The following is an 18,122-nucleotide window of genomic DNA, read 5'->3' as shown; positions in this document are numbered from 1 at the left end:
AGTGAGTTCTTGCGTATGCCCTTCCCCCGAGCTAGTGGCCTTCTCCTGCATCCGACGTCGTTTCCGGGGCGATTTGGAGTCGGTGACCTAGGGCCAGAAGCCTATCGATTCGTTGATTTTATGGTCCAGAGTGGTCAGCAGCTTTGGCAGGTGCTGCCCTTAGGGCCAACGGGGTTTGGTAACTCCCCTTATATGTGTTATTCCGCGATGGCGGGCAATCCCCTCTTGATTAGTCTGGAGCAACTACAAGAGCAGGAGCTATTGCAAGAGGAAGATCTGGAGCTAGGCGTGGGCTTTCGCCCGGAGACCATTGCCTACGAGCAGGTCATTCCCATGAAGCAGGGACTGCTGCGGTTAGCCTACGACAATTTCAAAGCGGGCGTCTTTCCGGAGCTTGCCCTCGCTTTTCAGACATTTTGCCAAACCAGAGCCTGGCTGGAAGATTTCGCCTTTTTTATGGCCCTCAAGGATGCCCATTGGGGGGCGGCCTGGAATACGTGGCCCCAAGAAATTGCCCAGCGCCAACCTGCTGCTATGGCGGAGTGGCAGCAAAAGCTGCAGTCCGATATCGAGATGCATAAGTTTTGGCAATTTCAGTTTTTTCAGCAATGGTCCAATCTGAAACAGTACGCCAACGATAACGGCATTCAAATCATTGGTGATATTCCCATCTACGTCGCCCATAACAGTTCAGATGTTTGGTCGAACCCCGATCAGTTTTTCTTAGATCCAGAAACCCTTGAACCTGCGCTCATGGCTGGCGTGCCCCCGGATTACTTTAGTGAAACCGGACAGCTCTGGGGTAACCCTATCTACCAGTGGGAGCGGATGGAGAAGCAAGGCTTCAAATGGTGGATTCAGCGCTTCCGCACCATGCTGGACTATGTGGATCTAATCCGTGTCGATCACTTCCGGGGCTTTCGGGCCTTTTGGCAGGTCAAGCAAGGGGAAAATACTGCCATGAATGGCGAGTGGGTTGTAGCTCCTGGAGATGAGCTGTTCGAAGCCCTGCGAGATGAGCTGGGCAAGCTGCCGATTTTGGCGGAAGACTTGGGCATCATCACCCCCGATGTGGAGGAACTCCGGGATAAGTTTGAATTTCCGGGCATGAAGATTCTCCATTTTGCCTTCGGCTCTGGCCCGGGTAATCCTTACCTGCCCTTTAACCATGTGCAGAACTGTTTGGTCTATACGGGTACCCACGACAACAACACGACAGTGGGCTGGTTTCGCGATATGCCTGACCATGAGCGGGTGTTTGTGGAGGGCTATATGGGCGGCTTGTCCCCGGAAGGCATTCACTGGGATTTAATTCGACTGGCCCTCAGTTCGGTGGCCAACCAAGTGATTATTCCAGTACAAGATCTGCTGGGATTAGGTACGGAGGCCCGCATGAACTTACCCAGTACCTCAGGGGGCAACTGGGCCTGGCGGTATCGTTCGGGTGGATTGACGGATGCGATCGCAGAACGGTTACTACAACTCACGGACACCTACGGTCGCGCTCCAGTCAAAACAGATGACTCCTGGGATTAGTGGCGCGTTAGGATCTCAGAATTTGAGGTCTTGAATTTTGACCCCCTGGAATCGACCCAGCTTATCTGGGGCAGAAGTCTTCACGCTAAACCTAAGCGAGATCGAACCGTAGAAAGGGGTTCTGACCAATAGTCTTCGAGCGGTTGAGCGATGATGCAGGCTGCTTGCTGTCCAAGTTTACGACTGTGCTGCTCGATGGCACGTAGTTGTCTGTATCGATGTGGAATGACCAGAGGATATAAGTAATGGGCCAGCCAGGCGGCTGTTTTATAGCTAGGACTATAGTGCTGAGCATCGACAAAAGCCCATACCCCCATTTCTCCTATAAGGCTGGTGTCATACCCTAGCAGCACATGAAACACATCATGCAGAAGGGTATAGCGTAGTCCCAAAGATTGGTCTGGCAATGAAGCTATGACATCTGCGCTAATCTCCAAAGGCGTCAGATGACATTCATCCATATGCTGGGCATAGATTTGTCCAAAGGTTCCTTCTGGTAGGGTTCTTAAGGCTGTTAAGTCAATGGTGGGACAGCAGGTTTTTAATCTAGAGAGCGTTTCCGCAATATCTGGATAGGCTTTAGTGCCTAATATTGCAGATTTATAAGCGGCAACGTCCCCCAGTTTGCCTTGGCGATAGGCTTGTACGGCTAGGGAAAAAAGAGAGAAGCGCTGTCGAGAGACTAACTGATGACTGCTATCCATATCTTTAGATCTCTTGAGCGAGTAATAGCGAAACAGAAACCCTTAACGTTGGAAAGGCTAAGGGCATCAGCTCACCATCTTGGTAAGTTTCTACAGAACGATAATGATCTGACTCAGGCTGTCGATAGACACTGACTTGTTGTTTGCGTAAATTAACAATCCAATATTCAGGGATTCCAGCACTAGCATAGATTTTGAGCTTATAGCCAGAATCAATCGCTATGCTAGAGTCAGAGATTTCGATCAGACAATATACTTCACTTGGGTTTGGATGACGCTGACGATATTGGGACCAGGGTAAGCGAACAATGGCAAGATCTGGCTCCGGTTCAGAAGTGTTTAGGGTAATTGGACGTGCCTCTCAGATCCACGCCTGTCCTTGAAGATGTTGGTGGAGAAACTGAGCAGTTCCTTCACTACTATGGGTGTGAAGTGGACCTTCGGGTGTCTGATCGACAATTTTGCCTCGGAGCAGTTCTACATGGCAATCACCCAAAATGCCCGCTTCGACCATGCGGTGATAGTCAGCAACGGACCATAGATGCTCAATAGGTTGAGTGAGGATTGACTGCGAAAGTGTCATATTCGGGATAACTTACACTGTCACTATTGTATCGGGCCTGATTTCTAAGATTGATCAAGGCGGCTTGATTCAGATATTCAAATTCCCCTAGAGGAGCGGCTAATCTATTATCAAGGAGTACCTGGAAGAAATATTAAGTTCTCAAGTCTTTTGAAATTAGTCTTTTCCGCTTTTTTTGCTGTATCTTGATCACTTTCTTCACCAAACTTAATAGCTAAAACATCACAAAAGAGCACTAACAAGCATTTTTATTCTGTTTCTTTACTCCTATAATCTCTTCAATAGTTGAATTCTCAGGAAAAATATTAAATTGGCAGATTATTGCTAGCAGTGACTTGTCCTGTTGGTGGTTCAAAGCTATCGCTTCACTCTCTTAACTTGTAATTACAGGAATAGTAATCTGAATAATGCCATGCAGGCAGAACACTCGTCCAAGAGAACCCAGAGATGAACTATTTACTATATCTCTCGCCTCCACTGGGCTTCCGTTCGCTGCTATCTTCTTAAACTTTTGAGGCCCTAGTAACTGATTTTAACAAGTCAGATATATAGGCAAGAGTCTATTGAACTAGATGAACGGATTTTTACTGATGAAAGAAGACTTATGTGTATTCTTTGTACTTTTCACAGGCACTGGTCTGTTAGCAGGATCTAGCTATAATGCTTCCGACGCAACCTAATGTAGATCAATGGAATGCCCATATTGTCTAAGCGAGAAGATCCTAAAGCGCGGCTTTGATAGCCTGCAAGATGGGACATTAGTCCAGCGATATCAGTGTAAGGATTGCAATCGGCGTTTCAACGAACGCACGGGTACCCCAATGGCTCGCTTACGCACCGCTAGTTCAGTAGTGAGCTATGCCATCAAAGCTCGCACCGAAGGGATGGGTATTCGTGCTGCAGGTCGAACTTTCGGTAAATCTCATACCACCATTATGCGTTGGGAAAAACGCCTAGCAGACCAAGCACAGAACTGGTCACCTCCCGCACCAGCAGCCTCTGATGTGACGGTAGAAGGGGATGAAGTTTACACGCGTGTAGGCAAAAATCTTCCCCCCAGCCAATCCCAGGGCTGGACCATCCATTTCCTTGAACGCGAAAGCCGCTATTGGTTGACAGCACAAGCTGGCCTCAAGGATGCACAACTTTTGCAAATGGCGTTTACTCAGCTTGGGAGTGGGTCAAAGCCTGTGATGGGATTCGATGGTTTACCGATGGTGAGAGGCGTTATGGACAAGAACTTTGGAAGCTCGCCAATGTCTATCTCAATGGTGAGGAGTGTCATCCTGACTATGGGCATCGCAAGGTTTGGCGAGAGGGGTTAGAAGTCGCGATGAAAGTTAAAGGGTCTCAGGGGAATCGGCGAGTAGAGTGGGTGAAAGCAGAGCATCCCTTTACCGCTATCAGTCTAGGGTCTGAGGTCCATGCCAATCATAATGAGGCTCACAATGCTGCCTTGAGGAGACGATGTAGTGCTTATCGAAGACGGCAGAATCTCTACGCTAAGAAGCCAGGGCTGTTTTAAGTTAGCAGCGAAAAAATAATATCGACCCGATTAGCAAGCTTAGTCATCGCGGTTTTGAGGGATTGATAGTCGTTTAGCCGCAGGATATTAATCCCAATAGTTCTAAGCACTGACCAATTGAGCAGTGCTTGTTCATCTTCGAGTCGATAATCATCTTCGCCAAAAACAACATCCTTCGGCCAATGCAACCGATTTTCAATGCCCCAATGTTCTCGGACCAGAGATTGCCAATGCTGGGGTGAGGTGGCAGCTGAACTGATGTAATAGGCGGTATTGTGATACTCCTTTCCTTTGCGAGTGCCCCATCGTTGGACACAAAGCACAGAGCGAATTGCCTCCCATTCCTGTAAGGCTATGCCGACAGGCTCATAAACCTGTATACACCGATGTTCATCTCGTCCTCTACTTTGGGCGGAGTGGATGTGCTCAGCCATGGGTTTAAGACACTCAAAGTAAGTCTGGAGGTGGTCGTAAAGTCTTCCCTGATTGGATTTGACCGCCACAAGATAGTCGTTACCCGAGGCCACAATCTTCTCAAGTGTTTTTTTGGGCGTGTAAGGCATCCATGGTAATCAGCAAGCCATCGAGTTGAAGGGTTTCCAACAAAGCCTGGACGACTTTGATTTCGCTATTATCCTCCTGAGTGAGGGCTTCGAGCTTGAGGGTGATGCCTGCTTCCACCGCAAATAAACTCACCAACCCTACAAAACGCTGCTTCCCCTTGGCATCTGTCAGCCCCTGACGAATCCGTTTGCCATCAATGGAGGCTGCATAATTATCGGGAGAGTGAGTCTGGGCTTTCGAGAGCATCCATGCTTCAAATTGGTGGCTCAACGCTTGGAAGTCAAGCCCCTTCATCACTCGACGAAAGGTACAGTGAGACGGAACTTCGAGGCTCTCAAGCCCCAATAGCTCACTTAAAGGCTGGCGATAATCGCTCACAAAGGTTTCTAACGGACGGTACCCTTGATATCCAGCAAGCATGCCCATCACCATCAATAGCAACAGCAGCCATAACGGATGAATACGGCCATGGGCACTGCGGAAATCCGGGACTTGCTTCAAAGTATCGATTAGATGGCTCATCGGTCTCTCTACTGTTGGTCAGTAGAACCATCCTATTTTTTCTAGGAGTAACGTAAAACAACCCTGGCTAAGAAGCGGTCGGGGTTACAGCGAGTGCTAGATGTACAACGCCTGATTCATAACTGGGTTAGACCCCATTGGGGGCTCAGTAAGCAGACCACACCAGCAATGGAGATGGGATTTTGTTCTCGTCCGTTGAGCACACTAGAACTCCTCACCAATAAAGGGTTTAGGTATGTGCCCTGTTAGTAGACCAGTGCCGCAACGCCACAAAATAGTCAAAAAATTTGATAAGGCCATTGAAGCTGGAAAATCTCAGCTAGAAATTGATATCTCACAGCGACTCAATGGGAAATTAAGTATCATCTATGATGAATTGGAAAGAGAGTGTTCTAAGTTTTATCAAGATGTTGAACAAGAAGAACAAGAAATATTGCCTTTATTAGAATTAAGCTCAATTATTCAAACAGATTCTAATCAACTTTTCTCAAAAACATCTGAACTATTAATGTAAAGGAATTATCTTTTTGCATTTTGAATAAAGTTATTCAAAATCATAGAAAACAGCAAATTTTTATCGATACTATCGTTTGTTTTGCGTTATGTTTGGCACTGGTCTATTAACAGGCTCTATATTCCCTTAATCCTGATTTAATAAGCATTTGGATCTTCTATCTGCGTTTATCCTAAAGCCTATAACTAGATAAGAGGTTTAGCCTGTTAGATGCTGCTAAGAGACCAGCATTGATGTGGATATTTTTACTTTTTGCTCATGCCCCTGACGACCACCGTTAGGTGGCAGTGTTGCTGAAGGTTGTTGTCCTGCTTTTCTCCAAGCTCTGGTGATGTTGGCAGCTTAGACCTCCCTCTACTGTGGTTATCAGTTCGTCCAATGCTATAGCGGTGAGTTCCAACTGTTGGTTGCTCACTCTTAGCATCTCAAGAGCTTGCTGCCCTTCTTCAATGCTTGGAATCGCTGTTTTGTTATCTGCTATCAAATCCTCCAAACTCATTTGACCTCTTGAACACTGGCCCAAGACGCATCGGCTGAGACTTGAGCTTGCCTAACTGTTTTGATTCTAGACCGCTGGCACCTAAAGTCTGATCAGTCTTGTCTGACCGATTCTCACCTGATTCTTGGCGTCTTTTAATCTCTTCTTCCAGTAGTTCCCATGGGGATCGAGCTACCCTGTAGTCAACGCATTGTGACTCTCACTATTTAGAGCAAATTCCTTATGTCCCAGCAACAATTTGGACTAATTGGCCTCGCCGTTATGGGGGAAAATTTAGCCCTCAACGTTGAGCGAAATGGCTTTCCCATTGCTGTCTACAATCGCACACGAGCAAAAACAGATGCCTTTATGGCAGAGCGGGCCCAGGGACGACAAGTAGTCGCCGCGTTTACACCGGAAGAACTGGTCGCATCCCTCGTACGTCCACGACGGATTCTGATTATGGTCAAAGCTGGAGCCCCGGTGGATGCCGTAATTCAGCAGCTCAAGCCCTTGCTGGAACCCGGCGATGCTCTGATTGATGGCGGCAACTCCTTGTATGGGGACACCGTGCGACGCACAGAAGAACTGGAAGCGGTCGGCCTCCGGTATATTGGCATGGGTGTGAGTGGCGGTGAAGAAGGTGCCCTCAACGGTCCTAGCCTAATGCCCGGTGGTACAGAAGCTGCCTACAAAGATCTGTCCCCGATTCTGACAAAGATTGCTGCTCAGGTAGATGACGGACCTTGTGTCACCTACATTGGTCCGGGGGGTGCTGGTCACTACGTCAAAATGGTCCATAACGGCATTGAGTATGGCGATATGCAGCTGATCGCTGAAGCCTATGACCTGCTCAAAAATGTTCTAGGACTGAGTCATACGGAACTGCATGAGGTCTTTAGCGAGTGGAACACCACGGATGAGCTGAATTCCTTTTTGATTGAAATTACGGCTGAAATTTTCACCTATGTTGATCCTGGTACCCAGCAGCCTTTGGTAGAGCTGATTTTGGATAAGGCAGGCCAGAAAGGAACAGGCCGCTGGACGGTGATGAGTGCCTTGGAATTGGGTGTGCCCATCCCCACGATTACAGCAGCCGTCAATGCCCGCATTACCTCATCCTTTAAGGATGAGCGAGTCAAGGCGGCTGAAATCCTGACGGGACCCACTGCTACTTTTAGTGGCGACAAGCAAGCCTTTATCGGCAAAGTTCGAGATGCCCTGTATTGCTCTAAGATTTGTTCCTATGCTCAGGGAATGGCCTTGATGAGTGCGGCGTCACGGGAGTTTAATTTTAATTTGAATTTAAGTGAAATCTCTCGGATTTGGAAAGGGGGCTGCATTATTCGGGCGGGCTTCTTGGACAAAATTAAATCGGCCTTTGCTGACGATCCAGCCTTGGCCAATCTGCTGCTTGCTCCTGAGTTTCGGCAGACCATTTTGGACCGTCAGCAGGCTTGGCGGGAAGTGATGGCCACGGCAGCTCAGCTCGGGATTCCGGTCCCGGCCTTTAGTGCCTCTTTGGATTACTTCGACAGCTACCGTCGTGATCGCTTGCCCCAAAACCTAACTCAGGCCCAGCGCGATTTCTTTGGTGCCCATACCTATCAGCGGATTGATAAGGAAGGAACGTTCCATACGGAATGGACTGCCATTAATGAATCCAACAGCTAGTTTCCCAAGCTGGATTTTTGTGGGATAAGCTGGAACTGCCGTGGTAGCACGGCAGTTCTCGGTGCAGGGTGGCTATGGCGAAGCGTGCTTTAAAGATTTTGGGTGGTGGGGTTGCGATCGCAGTTCTCGCATTGGGAATTGGCTGGTTCAGTCGCAATGCCATTCTGGAGTCGGCCTTAGAAGGGGCTATCCAAGATACAACGGGCGTGAGCACGGATGTAGAGGGTCTGAACTTCCAGCCCTTTGCCGGAGATCTGACCATTAAGGCTATTACCCTTAAAAACCCCCAGGGCTTTTCTACCCCTCATTTGGTCAAAGTCCAGAATTTAGATTTAGATTTTCAGCTGTCTAACCTGTGGCAAGATCAGGTCGAACTTGAGGCCCTGACCGTTAATGGCCTAGATCTGAAGGTAGAGCAGCAGATCCCCGACAATAATTTGGTGAAAGTGGTGGATACCCTGCAAGAAAAGGAACAGCCCGAAAGCAGCGGTAATGAGAAGGTGGTCAAAATTGGCCGTTTGAGTATTCGCAATATCAAAGCCTCGATTAAGGTGAATGCCATTATTGATTTAGAAGAGAATCTGGATATTGATGATATCGAGCTAACGGACGTGACCTCTAAGAATGCCGAGGGGAAATTGTCAGTTGCGATCGCAAATGCCGTCACCACTGCCTTACTCGAAAAAATCCCTCAAGATGGATTGCCTATCAACATTGATGGTGATAATCCCCTCAAGGATCTGCCCATTGATGACATCCCCATTGATATCGAAGGGTTAATTCCCTAGTTCAGTCGTTGATATGTAGGCCTCTGAACGGTTGTGTCAAACAGCTGGATCTGAATGGTGTTACTTCAACCTGAATCCCAGCGCAGTTTCAGCCGATGGAAATTGCCAGCTGAACTGGGGGGCAGGCTAATGCATTCAATTAAGCCTGAAATAAGCGACTGACCTGATCCGAAGGCATGGGTTTGCCCGTATAATAGCCTTGCACAAAATCTACCCCACAGTGCTGCACTAACTGTAACTGAGACAAGCTTTCAACCCCCTCTGCCACTACAGCAAATCCTAAGTCATGACAGAGCTTTACACTAGACTGCAGTAACACTTGTCCCCGCTGGCTTTCCCCTTCAGGGGCAGCGACCAGTTTGCGATCTAATTTGACCGAATCTGCTTCCAGAGACACTAGAGTGGTGAGGGAAGAATAGCCCGCCCCAAAATCATCAATTGAAACTTGATGCCCTGCTGCTCGCAGGTCCCGCACCACTGATGCTAGAGATTGCACTTCCGAAGTGTAGGTATGCTCAGTGATTTCTAGTTCAAAGTAAATCTCTTCTTGTTTGGCTTGGGCAATAAAAGCTTTTACCGATGGTGGATCTAATAAAAAATCTTTATCCAGGTTAATACTAATCTGAGGCAATTTTTGACCATCCCCTCGCCACTGTTTGATCTGGTCAAAAACCAGCGACAGCACTTTCTGATCCACGGCCTTAGAAAGCCCTTGTTGGTAGAGAATAGGTAAAAAAGTAGGAGGGGTAATTTTACCCCCTGCATCTTGGAAACGAAGCAATGTTTCTAAGCCCACGAGTGCTTTTGATTTGGCATCCACCTTAGGCTGAAAGTACAGAAGAAACTGTCCACCTTTGAGTTGCTGCAGCAAGCGTTGGGTCTCTTCCATCCCTCTGACTTGATCTATTTTCTGAGTAATAAAGCGTCGCTCTTCTTGGCGATTGATTTCTGTGTTGACAAATTGGTAGGCATCACTGTGCAAGCGCTTGCGTAAATCCAATGGCGTCTTCGACTGTTGCTTGGCCAGGAGCAAAAATGGATAGTAGATACTCATATCGATCGCGATACAAAGTAACTGGGTCAGGACTGCCCCTCCCGATCCGCCAGAGACCGCATAGGCACTATATAAGGGAGGAGACATCCAGTTAATGGCAGGGGCACTGATGGTGAATACCCCTAGATGAATTGCCGTCAGAGCAATGGCCAGATTAACCAGGGGGGCTAACAAAAATGGTGCTAAAAAGAGTGGATTGAGGATGATCGGTAGCCCGAACAATAAAATCTCATTGACATTGAAGAGGGCGAACGGCAGACTCAGCTGAGCGATGGATTTAAAGGGAGCAGAACCGGGGAGGGAAAGAATTGCTAATGGCACCACAAACGTAGAGCCAGAGCCTCCAATATTCATAAATACATCATGTAAGACTTTGAAGTGAATACTGCCGGCTTGGGAGGATGGAATCTCATTTAAAATTCGAAATAAACCATCGGCACTATACTCACCATGAATCCCGAAGAACCAGGAGAGTTGAGAAATCAGCTTAAAGAGAATGACTTCTTGAATGTCCTGAAGCTTAGGTAGAGCTGCGAATAAAATGCTAAAAACACCGGCCTTAAAAAATAGCCGAAATCCATGACCTACCAACTCACAACATAACATTGTCAATAGACCCGGAATCAGGAGGTTTAGCGTTCTTTGGAGGACTGGGCTCACCTCAGATCGACCTCGAAAAAATTGTAGAGACGAGAATCGACTGAAATAATGGAGCAGCGTGACCGCCACCAGTGTGGCTGGGACACTGGTGATCACGGAGCCCTGAAAAGAGAGGATTTGGCCGGTTGAATCAATAAATAAGAAGCCCGACACGCGCAAAAAACAAACAGCTGAAATCAGAACAGTACTAACCTGATCAAGCTCTTTCTCCTTGGCCATCAAAGTGCTCAGAGAAATGTTGAGAAAAAACGGAACTAGGAAGAAGTAGAGTCGGCTAACTTCATTTCCGTTGATAAAACCCTCTGCTACGACACCCTGAGATGCCAGCACGTCAGACAAACCTGACAGTAGGACAACAATATTCATCACTAAGACGACGGGTAAGAGCGAAGTAAATGCTTCTCGTAATAGCAACAGGGTCTTAAAGTGAATAAGTCGATTCAGATACATGGATGAACACAAACACAGGGAAACACTTGCTGGAGTGGGATTTGGCTAGGTTAAAGCCGCTCTAAATGGCTGGATGCCGACCATTTTGACCTCAAGAGTCAGGGCTATTTTATATTCAATGTAGAAAATAATGACCCTACAAATGGAAAATTTAGAGACCTAAATATTAAAGATCGATCAGAATATCTCAAGGCTTTTAAGCAAACTCTGGAGAGCATTCCAAGGCGATTATTGATAAAGACCAATACAGCCAATGTAGGTATGGTGACGGGACACCATTACCTCGATTCAATCAGAGTATTAAGCCTTCGGATCGTGCATTAAAAAAGTGTGGGTTTGCTAAACCAATAGGGAGTTGAGTGATCCTATTCCCTCATGCAATGTCCCCTATGGGGTCATTCTAAGCCCCACAAATATGGCAAGACTAGCAAAGGCAGCTAACGCTATCACTGCTTGCACTGTCAACAAACTTTCAGTGACACTTTTTAATACCCTCTATTATCACGGTTATCCTTCAAACCCATGCTGAAGGGAGTAGTCCTCGCAGACTATCTCGCATCACAGGTGTGGCTTACTAACACCTGTGTGAGGGTGATTTGCTCAGCCAGTTATAAAACCCAAATGATTCACAATGGAGAAGTTCAGGTTGTGTCGACCAACGGCATGAATGCGGATGAATTATGGTCCTTGGTCAAAAAAAGCAAAAGCACTGTAAACATGGGAATTTTGATTGTCTTTGGGGAATACATATAAGTCCGTCAGGTTGAGATTGCGGCTCTTGGTATGGGTTGCACCATCATCGTGATCTGAGTCCATGGCTGGGGCAATGCTGCCCAACGAGAGGCCAAGTCCCATAAACCACGCCACTCAATTTCCATAAAGATTAAGCTGCAAATGGACTGAGAATGGGCAACAGAAGCTTGTCCAGCCTCGGACAAACTTCGCTGTTAACTTCTTCTGATTCACCAATCTTTAGGGGTATACGCTGGGAGTTGATGATTGGATCTGTTTCTCGAAAAATTTGTTGGAATTACGTGAGTTTAATTCGGGAATGACCGTTCAGCGCAATAGTGAAGCCTTGGTTTTAATCCACCAAGTAGCTGAACAGAATCAAGCCGCACGGTCGACTTTGTATGACCGTTATGCAGGCATCATTAGTTCAACCTTTTCTTGCGAAATTCGAAGCTATGTATGGTTTTGTGCCAAAACGTCATAGGGCTATCACGTTTTCTTACGGGTCGTCATTCACTTTTGGCTAACTCATAAAATTTGGGTGGAGCGCAGCTCGCGACCCAGAGCGTTTTTGAGAGGAGAAGTGACCCATGACTCTGCAATGGCATCACGGCAACCGCGATAAGATCCATCGGTTTATTGTGTTTTGGGTGGTATTGGCAGCGACCTTGCTGATATTCCTCCGCGGGTCGGAAATTGCTATCGCAGATGAAGGCCCCAACCTCGCACTATTTGGTCCTCCCTTACCTGAGAATTTCTACCCTCAGCAGCAACCCGCCGATCCTGAACTTGTGGACTTAGGTCGCAGCCTTTACTTTGAAAAGCGCCTGAGTAAAAACCAGGATATTTCTTGCAATAGCTGTCACCAACTCGATCGCTATGGCGTTGATAACCAGCCCTTTTCCCCTGGCCACAAAGGTCAACTTGGGGGACGAAACTCTCCCTCGGTTTATAACGCTGCCGCCCATGTGGCCCAGTTTTGGGATGGCCGTGCTGCCGATGTAGAAGCTCAAGCGAAAGGCCCCATTCTCAACCCCGTGGAGATGGCGATGCCCTCCGAGGCTCAGGTTCTCAAAGTCCTCAATTCCATGCCGGAGTATGTGGAAGCCTTTGCCACAGCCTTTCCCAATGATAAACAGTCTGTTACTTACGATCACTTGGGTCAAGCTATTGGTGCCTTCGAGCGAGGTCTCGTTACCCCTGCCCCCTTTGATCGCTATTTTGCAGGTGATCAAACCGCTTTAAATGCCAAACAAAAACGGGGTCTAACCCTTTTTGTGGATGCAGGCTGTGCCCAATGTCATAACGGCACTTATTTTGGCGGTAATACCTATCAAAAAGCGGGTCGAGTCAATCCTTGGCCCAATCAAGATGATCAAGGGCGTTACAAAGTAACGGGTGATGAGTATGACCGGATGCTGTTTAAGGTGCCTTCCTTGCGCAACGTGGCGAAGACGGGTCCCTATTTTCATGATGGTTCTGTTAAATCCCTGAAAGCGGCTGTGGTGCAAATGGCTAACACTCAGTTGGGTAAAGATCTCTCTAATGCGGAAGCTGGAGATATTGTCGCTTTTCTAGAATCTCTGACCGGAGAACCCCCTGCTGATTATATCCAGCCCCCTGTTTTGCCCGTCAGTACGGACAGTACTCCTGCAGCTGACCCGACTTAAGAGTGGTTTGGCAATTCTAATAGACTTGTACGCTACCATCAAACTCAGCGTTAAACGTTGGCTGTGAACCGTATGGCTTTTCTGCGACGATGGGTGGCTTGGAGTTTGGTATTGGTAGTTGCGATCGCACTCCCTGGCTGTAGCCTCTCCCAATTCAAAACCCAAACAGCACGGGTTCCCCAGTATGTTGATGTCCTGCTGAGTGCCCCTAAAACGTTTAATTCCTCCCAAAGTAAAGAAGCCAACAATGTCTTCGGCTTAATTTATGAAGGGCTAACCACCCAGAATGGTCTGACGGGTGAGATTGAGCCTGCCCTCGCAGAGTCTTGGGAATTCTCGGCCGATAAACTCAAAATTATCTTTACCCTCCGACCGAATCTGAAATGGTCAGATGGGGCTCCCTTAACGGCGGACGATGTTGTTTTTTCCTATAACGATGTCTACCTGAATGAAGCTATTCCAACTGATACTCGCGATGTACTCAGAATTGGAAAAAGTCGGGCTTTACCCAAAGTTAAAAAATTAGATGACCAGCGAGTTGAGTTTTCTATCCCAGAACCTTTCGCTCCTTTTTTGCGGACTGCTGGGGCAGTCGATATTTTGCCAGCCCATGCCCTCAAGAAATTGGTGGATACGCCAGATCGCAAAGGTAATCCTCAATTTATTTCTGCTTGGGGGGTGGATACAGACCCGAGCGAAATTATTGTCAATGGACCTTACCAACTAGAATCCTATGAAACCAACCAGCGGGTTGTCTTTCGGCGCAACCCATTTTACTGGCGCTATCAAATCCCCGGTCGAGCCAACGGAAATATTGAGCGCATTATTTGGAAAATTGTGGAATCTCCTGATACAGCCCTTCTGCAATTTCGCTCAGGGGGGTTAGATTCTGTTGGAGTGCGAGCCAGTACCTTTTCTCTCCTAAAGCGAGAAGAAAAGGCTGGCAACTTCACCATCTATGAAGGGGGGCCCGATTTTGGGACAACCTTTGTTTTCTTTAATCTCAATCGAGGGCGCAGAAATAATAAGCCTCTGGTCAACCCCGTTAAGTCACGGTGGTTTAATAACGTTAAATTTCGCCAAGCAGTGGCCTATGCGATTGATCGGGATCGGATGTTGGCTAATACCTACCAAGGGTTAGGATTGCCCCAAAACTCTCCCATCTCTGTACAAAGTCCTTACTATCTGTCGCCCGAGGAAGGTCTCAAAGTTTACAACTACGATCTGGAGAAGGCCAAACAACTCCTGAAAGAAGCTGGGTTTACGACCAAAAATAGGGGACAACTCTTTGATGACAAAGGTAACCCCGTTCGTTTTACGCTGATGGCCCCGGCAGGGAGTACATTGGGATCTCAGATTAAGCAAGATTTATCGAAAGTTGGCATCAAGGTGGACTATACTCCCATCGCCTTCAACACGATGGTTGATAAGTTGGATGACTCTCTAGATTGGGACTGTGCCCTGTTGGGATTGACGGGTGGTTTAGAACCCAACACGGGGGCGAATGTCTGGTCTCCTGAAGGAGGCTTGCATATGTTTAATCAAAAACCCCAGCCCCCCAGTGAACCAATCCAAGGGTTTACAGTAAGTGACTGGGAACAGGAAATTGCCGATCTCTATATCGAAGGTGCTCAAGAGATCGATGAGGCCAAGCGAAAAGCGATTTATGCAAAGACCCAACAGATTGCCCAGGAGTACCTACCTTTCATTTACCTGATTAATCCGTTGGCCCTAGCAGCAGTCCGTAATGACTTTGAAGGTACTCAATATACGGCTTTAGGCAAAGTAACGTGGAATATTCATGATATTCGAGAGGTGAGAGAGTGACCTTTGATAGAGGCAGTTCCGTAAGCTTGTTGTGACCTGAGCTGTTAGAAACGCACTCAAGCTCGCGATTGATCTCACTCGTTACACTAGGGGCAGAGGTCAATTTAATGACAGCACTTTGCCATAGATCCCAGAGCGTATTTTTGACGGCTGCTTTTATCTTTAGCCTGTCATCGTCTCTACTGGCTCAAACGCCCGTTCAATCCCAGCCATATCGTCAGCAGCGGTCTTTGCTTCAGCCAAGGCTTCAGCAACAGCAGCATCTTCAACAGCAGCTAGAATTTCATCGGCAGCTCCGTCTCAAGCAGCATCGACACATTGATGAATTTCTCAATCAGCGACAGCAGGAATTTAGGCAGAAACTGAAACAACGTCGTGATTTGAAGCGCAGACAGTTCTTGCCGCAAAGGCAGATGAAACGTTAGCTCATGATGCGCAAAGCGTTATGGAATCAGAACATGACTCTGACAGGATTACTTCATCACGATTGATTGGTCTCATTCAGGGATAGCCTCAAATATCAGGCTTAGCAAGGCAGCTCATTGCAGGTTAGACACAAAATGAAGACTGTTATCCAAAAACTGAAGCGCCATAAAAGCTATCTTCTGAGCTTCCTTATAACCCTTGGAATGGGCTTGGTGCTTTGGCTCTCGCAGGGAACGATGTCTTCTGTGTCTTCTGCACAACCCAGCTTACTGGATGCGGTGTGGAGCACCGTCAATGAAAACTTTTACGACCCGAAATTCAATAGCTTAGACTGGGCTGCCTTGAAATCGCAATACCAGCCCCAGGTAGCCAAGGCATCGTCTCGGGCAGAAAAAGCTGAGGTGATCAACGAGATGCTGGATCAGTTGCAGACCTCTCATACTCATCTTTTTACTGTGGATGAACCCGCTTATTACCAGGTACTGGGCATTTTTTATCCCCGCATTAAAGAATTACGTACTCAGCTCAAATCCACGTTTCCCGAGGGAAAGGTTCAGTACGAAGGCATTGGTATTGTCACCCAGGCGATTCAAGGCAAAACTTTTATTAAAACTATCTTTGAAGGCAGTCCAGCCGCCAAGGCAGGTCTCAAAGTGGGAGACCAGATCTTAAATGTGGCAGGTCAACCTTTTCAAGCCATTCAGTCGTTTAAGGGCAAAGCGGACCAACCCATCAAGGTGCGAATTCAAAGAACGGCAGACCCTAACGATCAACAAACCATCACAGTAACGCCGAAGCGCTTCGATTGCACCCAGATGTTTGTAGAAGCCATCGCTAATAGTGTGCAGGTAATTGAAACGGATGGTCAACGCATTGGCTATATCCATGTTTGGTCTTTGGCTGGAGACTCACATCAGCAAGAGTTAGAAGATGAAGTGATTTATGGCCGTTTGAAGAATGCCGATGCCCTCGTTCTTGATTTGCGAGATGGGTGGGGCGGGGATCCGATGACGGCACTGCACCTGTTCACGTCGAGAGGTCCCAGTTTGACCAGTATTAGGAGAAATGGGGCCACATCTACCTACCAGGGACAGTGGAATAAGCCTGTCGTGATGCTCGTGAATGAAGGCAGTCGCAGTGCCAAGGAAATTCTGGCCTATGGCTTTCAGCAATATGATATTGGCCCCGTTGTTGGGAGTTCTACTGCGGGGGCAGTGGTGGCAGGACGCCCCTATCTAATGCCAGATCAAAGTTTGCTATATGTTGCGGTGAGTGATGTGTATATCGATAAAACGGCTCGCTTAGAGGGGGTAGGCGTGACACCAGATGTTGTCGTGCCCTTCCCTATCCCCTATGCCCAAGGCCAAGATCCCCAGAAAGAACGTGCGATCGCAATGGCGAGACAGGCCATCCAGTAGTACTGCCACAATTGTTAACTCATGGTGACCAGCACTCTGAAATCAGCTTGTCTGGGCTATCCAAGCCTCCACAAATTGTCCAGGCGCATCTGAGATCATGCTTTTTGGAACCCAAAAAGTATATTAGGAGACAACTAAACTAACAGCTCTATTGGGATGACGATTGCCCTTATGCAATGCCAACAGTGCTGTTCTGATTTCCAAATCACTCAACTCAATATCCTATGAAACATGTTGCTTGCTCTGGTCTGTTAGGTGTGACGATGCTGCTAGGGCTATCAGCCCCCATCTATGCCCAGCCCCAACTGCCTAGGATTTCAGAACAGCAGTATCGAGTGCTGTCGGTTACTGGGAAAGGGGCTGAAAATATTCAGACCACTGAAGCTCAAGTGCGGTTGGGTGTAGAGGTGCAAGGCAGAACAGCAGAGGCGGTTCAGCAACAGGTCGCCAGCCGTTCGGCTGCCGTTGTCTCTCTTTTAAAGTCTCGCAACGTGGACAAGCTGGAAACCACGGGGATTAACCTGAGACCCAACTATAGCTCCAATAATGGTCAGCGACGATTGGTGGGCTATCGGGGGAGTAATGTGGTTAGTTTTCGGGTCGATATTGAATCGGCAGGGGCACTCATGGACGATGCCGTGAAGGCTGGAGCGTCCCGGATTGATAGCGTCTCATTTGTTGCTGCAGAAGATGCGATCGCATCGGCTCAAAAACAAGCCTTAGCTAAGGCCACCCAGGATGCCCAAGCTCAGGCCAGGGCTGTACTATCTGCCCTCAATCTTTCTGCCAAAGACGTTATTAGCATCCAAATTAATGGGGCCAATGCCCCGGTGCCGCCCCCGGTTCCGTTTCAGGCCACAAATGTGTTTCGAGCAGAATCCGCCTCTACTCCTGTGGTCGGGGGTGAACAAACGGTAAGAGCCTCAGTCACGCTACATATCAGATATTAATCATCGTTAGCTTAGCTCCAGCCATTGTCGCTAGCGATATTGAGGTG

General features: G+C 47.7%; 15 protein-coding genes and 3 pseudogenes. 12 read left to right on the top strand and 6 right to left on the bottom strand.

Annotated features, from left to right (window positions below; all coding sequences use genetic code 11):
* The first annotated feature begins 15 nt into the window (after positions 1–15).
* Positions 16–1,536, top strand: coding sequence for a 4-alpha-glucanotransferase (gene malQ, locus ON05_RS29975; protein ID WP_010477387.1), 1,521 nt, complete (start codon positions 16–18; stop codon positions 1,534–1,536).
* A gap of 80 nt (positions 1,537–1,616) precedes the next feature.
* Here malQ and ON05_RS29970 read toward each other — a convergent pair whose 3' ends face one another.
* From ON05_RS29970 to ON05_RS29965, 3 genes are read right to left on the bottom strand one after another with little or no spacing between them, the layout of a single operon-like run.
* The gene (locus ON05_RS29970; RefSeq protein WP_010477385.1) at positions 1,617–2,240 is read right to left on the bottom strand and encodes a Coq4 family protein; all 624 of its coding nucleotides are present in this window, start codon (positions 2,238–2,240) and stop codon (positions 1,617–1,619) included.
* A 4-nt stretch (positions 2,241–2,244) separates the two neighbouring features.
* Positions 2,245–2,589: a Uma2 family endonuclease gene (locus tag ON05_RS38790; protein ID WP_201767991.1), complete on the bottom strand. Its 345-nt coding sequence runs from the start codon at positions 2,587–2,589 to the stop codon at positions 2,245–2,247.
* Between the two features lie 12 nt (positions 2,590–2,601).
* A complete protein-coding gene (locus ON05_RS29965; protein WP_010477382.1) occupies positions 2,602–2,823 on the bottom strand; it encodes a hypothetical protein in 222 nt (73 codons plus the stop codon).
* Between the two features lie 689 nt (positions 2,824–3,512).
* Here ON05_RS29965 and ON05_RS29960 point away from each other — a divergent pair.
* A pseudogene (locus tag ON05_RS29960) lies at positions 3,513–4,333 on the top strand (IS1 family transposase); the annotation flags it as partial.
* Positions 4,334–4,344: 11 nt separating this feature from the next.
* Here ON05_RS29960 and ON05_RS29955 read toward each other — a convergent pair.
* A protein-coding gene (locus ON05_RS29955) for an ISAs1 family transposase (RefSeq protein WP_262561039.1) occupies positions 4,345–5,434 on the bottom strand; the annotation gives its coding sequence in 2 pieces (ribosomal slippage) (positions 4,345–4,893 and positions 4,895–5,434; 1,089 coding nt in all).
* A gap of 51 nt (positions 5,435–5,485) precedes the next feature.
* Here ON05_RS29955 and ON05_RS29950 point away from each other — a divergent pair.
* The 4 genes and pseudogenes from ON05_RS29950 to ON05_RS29935 form a co-directional block, all read left to right on the top strand.
* A pseudogene (locus ON05_RS29950) lies at positions 5,486–5,683 on the top strand (IS1 family transposase); the annotation flags it as partial.
* Positions 5,670–5,948, top strand: coding sequence for a hypothetical protein (locus tag ON05_RS29945; protein ID WP_262562478.1), 279 nt, complete (start codon positions 5,670–5,672; stop codon positions 5,946–5,948). The pseudogene ON05_RS29950 and the gene ON05_RS29945, both read left to right, overlap by 14 nt.
* 721 nt (positions 5,949–6,669) lie before the next feature.
* Positions 6,670–8,100: an NADP-dependent phosphogluconate dehydrogenase gene (gndA, locus tag ON05_RS29940; RefSeq protein WP_010470771.1), complete on the top strand. Its 1,431-nt coding sequence runs from the start codon at positions 6,670–6,672 to the stop codon at positions 8,098–8,100.
* Positions 8,101–8,174: 74 nt separating this feature from the next.
* Positions 8,175–8,888: an AsmA family protein gene (locus tag ON05_RS29935; protein WP_010470770.1), complete on the top strand. Its 714-nt coding sequence runs from the start codon at positions 8,175–8,177 to the stop codon at positions 8,886–8,888.
* 139 nt (positions 8,889–9,027) lie between these two features.
* Here ON05_RS29935 and ON05_RS29930 read toward each other — a convergent pair whose 3' ends face one another.
* Entirely contained in the window at positions 9,028–11,052 is a 2,025-nt protein-coding gene (locus ON05_RS29930) for an EAL domain-containing protein (RefSeq protein ID WP_010470769.1), read from the bottom strand.
* 375 nt (positions 11,053–11,427) lie between these two features.
* Here ON05_RS29930 and ON05_RS29925 point away from each other — a divergent pair.
* Positions 11,428–11,757: pseudogene (locus ON05_RS29925) on the top strand (IS1 family transposase); the annotation flags it as partial.
* Here the strand turns inward: ON05_RS29925 and ON05_RS38785 are convergent.
* Positions 11,731–11,907 (bottom strand): hypothetical protein, encoded by a 177-nt coding sequence (locus tag ON05_RS38785; protein ID WP_010470767.1) that lies wholly within the window; start codon positions 11,905–11,907, stop codon positions 11,731–11,733. The pseudogene ON05_RS29925 and the gene ON05_RS38785 overlap by 27 nt on opposite strands.
* A gap of 467 nt (positions 11,908–12,374) precedes the next feature.
* Between ON05_RS38785 and ON05_RS29920 the strand changes: the two genes are divergently transcribed.
* The 5 genes from ON05_RS29920 (at position 12,375) to ON05_RS29900 (ending at position 18,075) form a co-directional block, all read left to right on the top strand.
* Positions 12,375–13,454, top strand: coding sequence for a cytochrome-c peroxidase (locus ON05_RS29920; protein ID WP_010470763.1), 1,080 nt, complete (start codon positions 12,375–12,377; stop codon positions 13,452–13,454).
* Positions 13,455–13,526: 72 nt separating this feature from the next.
* Positions 13,527–15,281, top strand: a complete 1,755-nt coding sequence (locus ON05_RS29915) for an ABC transporter substrate-binding protein (protein WP_010470762.1) — start codon at positions 13,527–13,529, stop codon at positions 15,279–15,281.
* Between the two features lie 107 nt (positions 15,282–15,388).
* Complete coding sequence (locus ON05_RS29910; protein WP_010470761.1) at positions 15,389–15,706, top strand: hypothetical protein; 318 nt, start codon at positions 15,389–15,391, stop codon at positions 15,704–15,706.
* 135 nt (positions 15,707–15,841) lie between these two features.
* A complete protein-coding gene (locus ON05_RS29905) occupies positions 15,842–17,125 on the top strand; it encodes a S41 family peptidase (RefSeq protein WP_010470760.1) in 1,284 nt (427 codons plus the stop codon).
* Positions 17,126–17,349: 224 nt separating this feature from the next.
* Positions 17,350–18,075 carry an SIMPL domain-containing protein gene (locus ON05_RS29900; protein WP_029315054.1) on the top strand — a complete coding sequence of 242 codons (726 nt, stop codon included), beginning with the start codon at positions 17,350–17,352 and terminating at the stop codon, positions 18,073–18,075.
* The last annotated feature ends 47 nt before the right edge of the window (positions 18,076–18,122 follow it).

Origin of the sequence: Acaryochloris sp. CCMEE 5410 (assembly GCF_000238775.2) — a bacterium.
Lineage (GTDB): Bacteria > Cyanobacteriota > Cyanobacteriia > Thermosynechococcales > Thermosynechococcaceae > Acaryochloris.
This window is presented reverse-complemented; position numbering and strand designations above follow the sequence as displayed.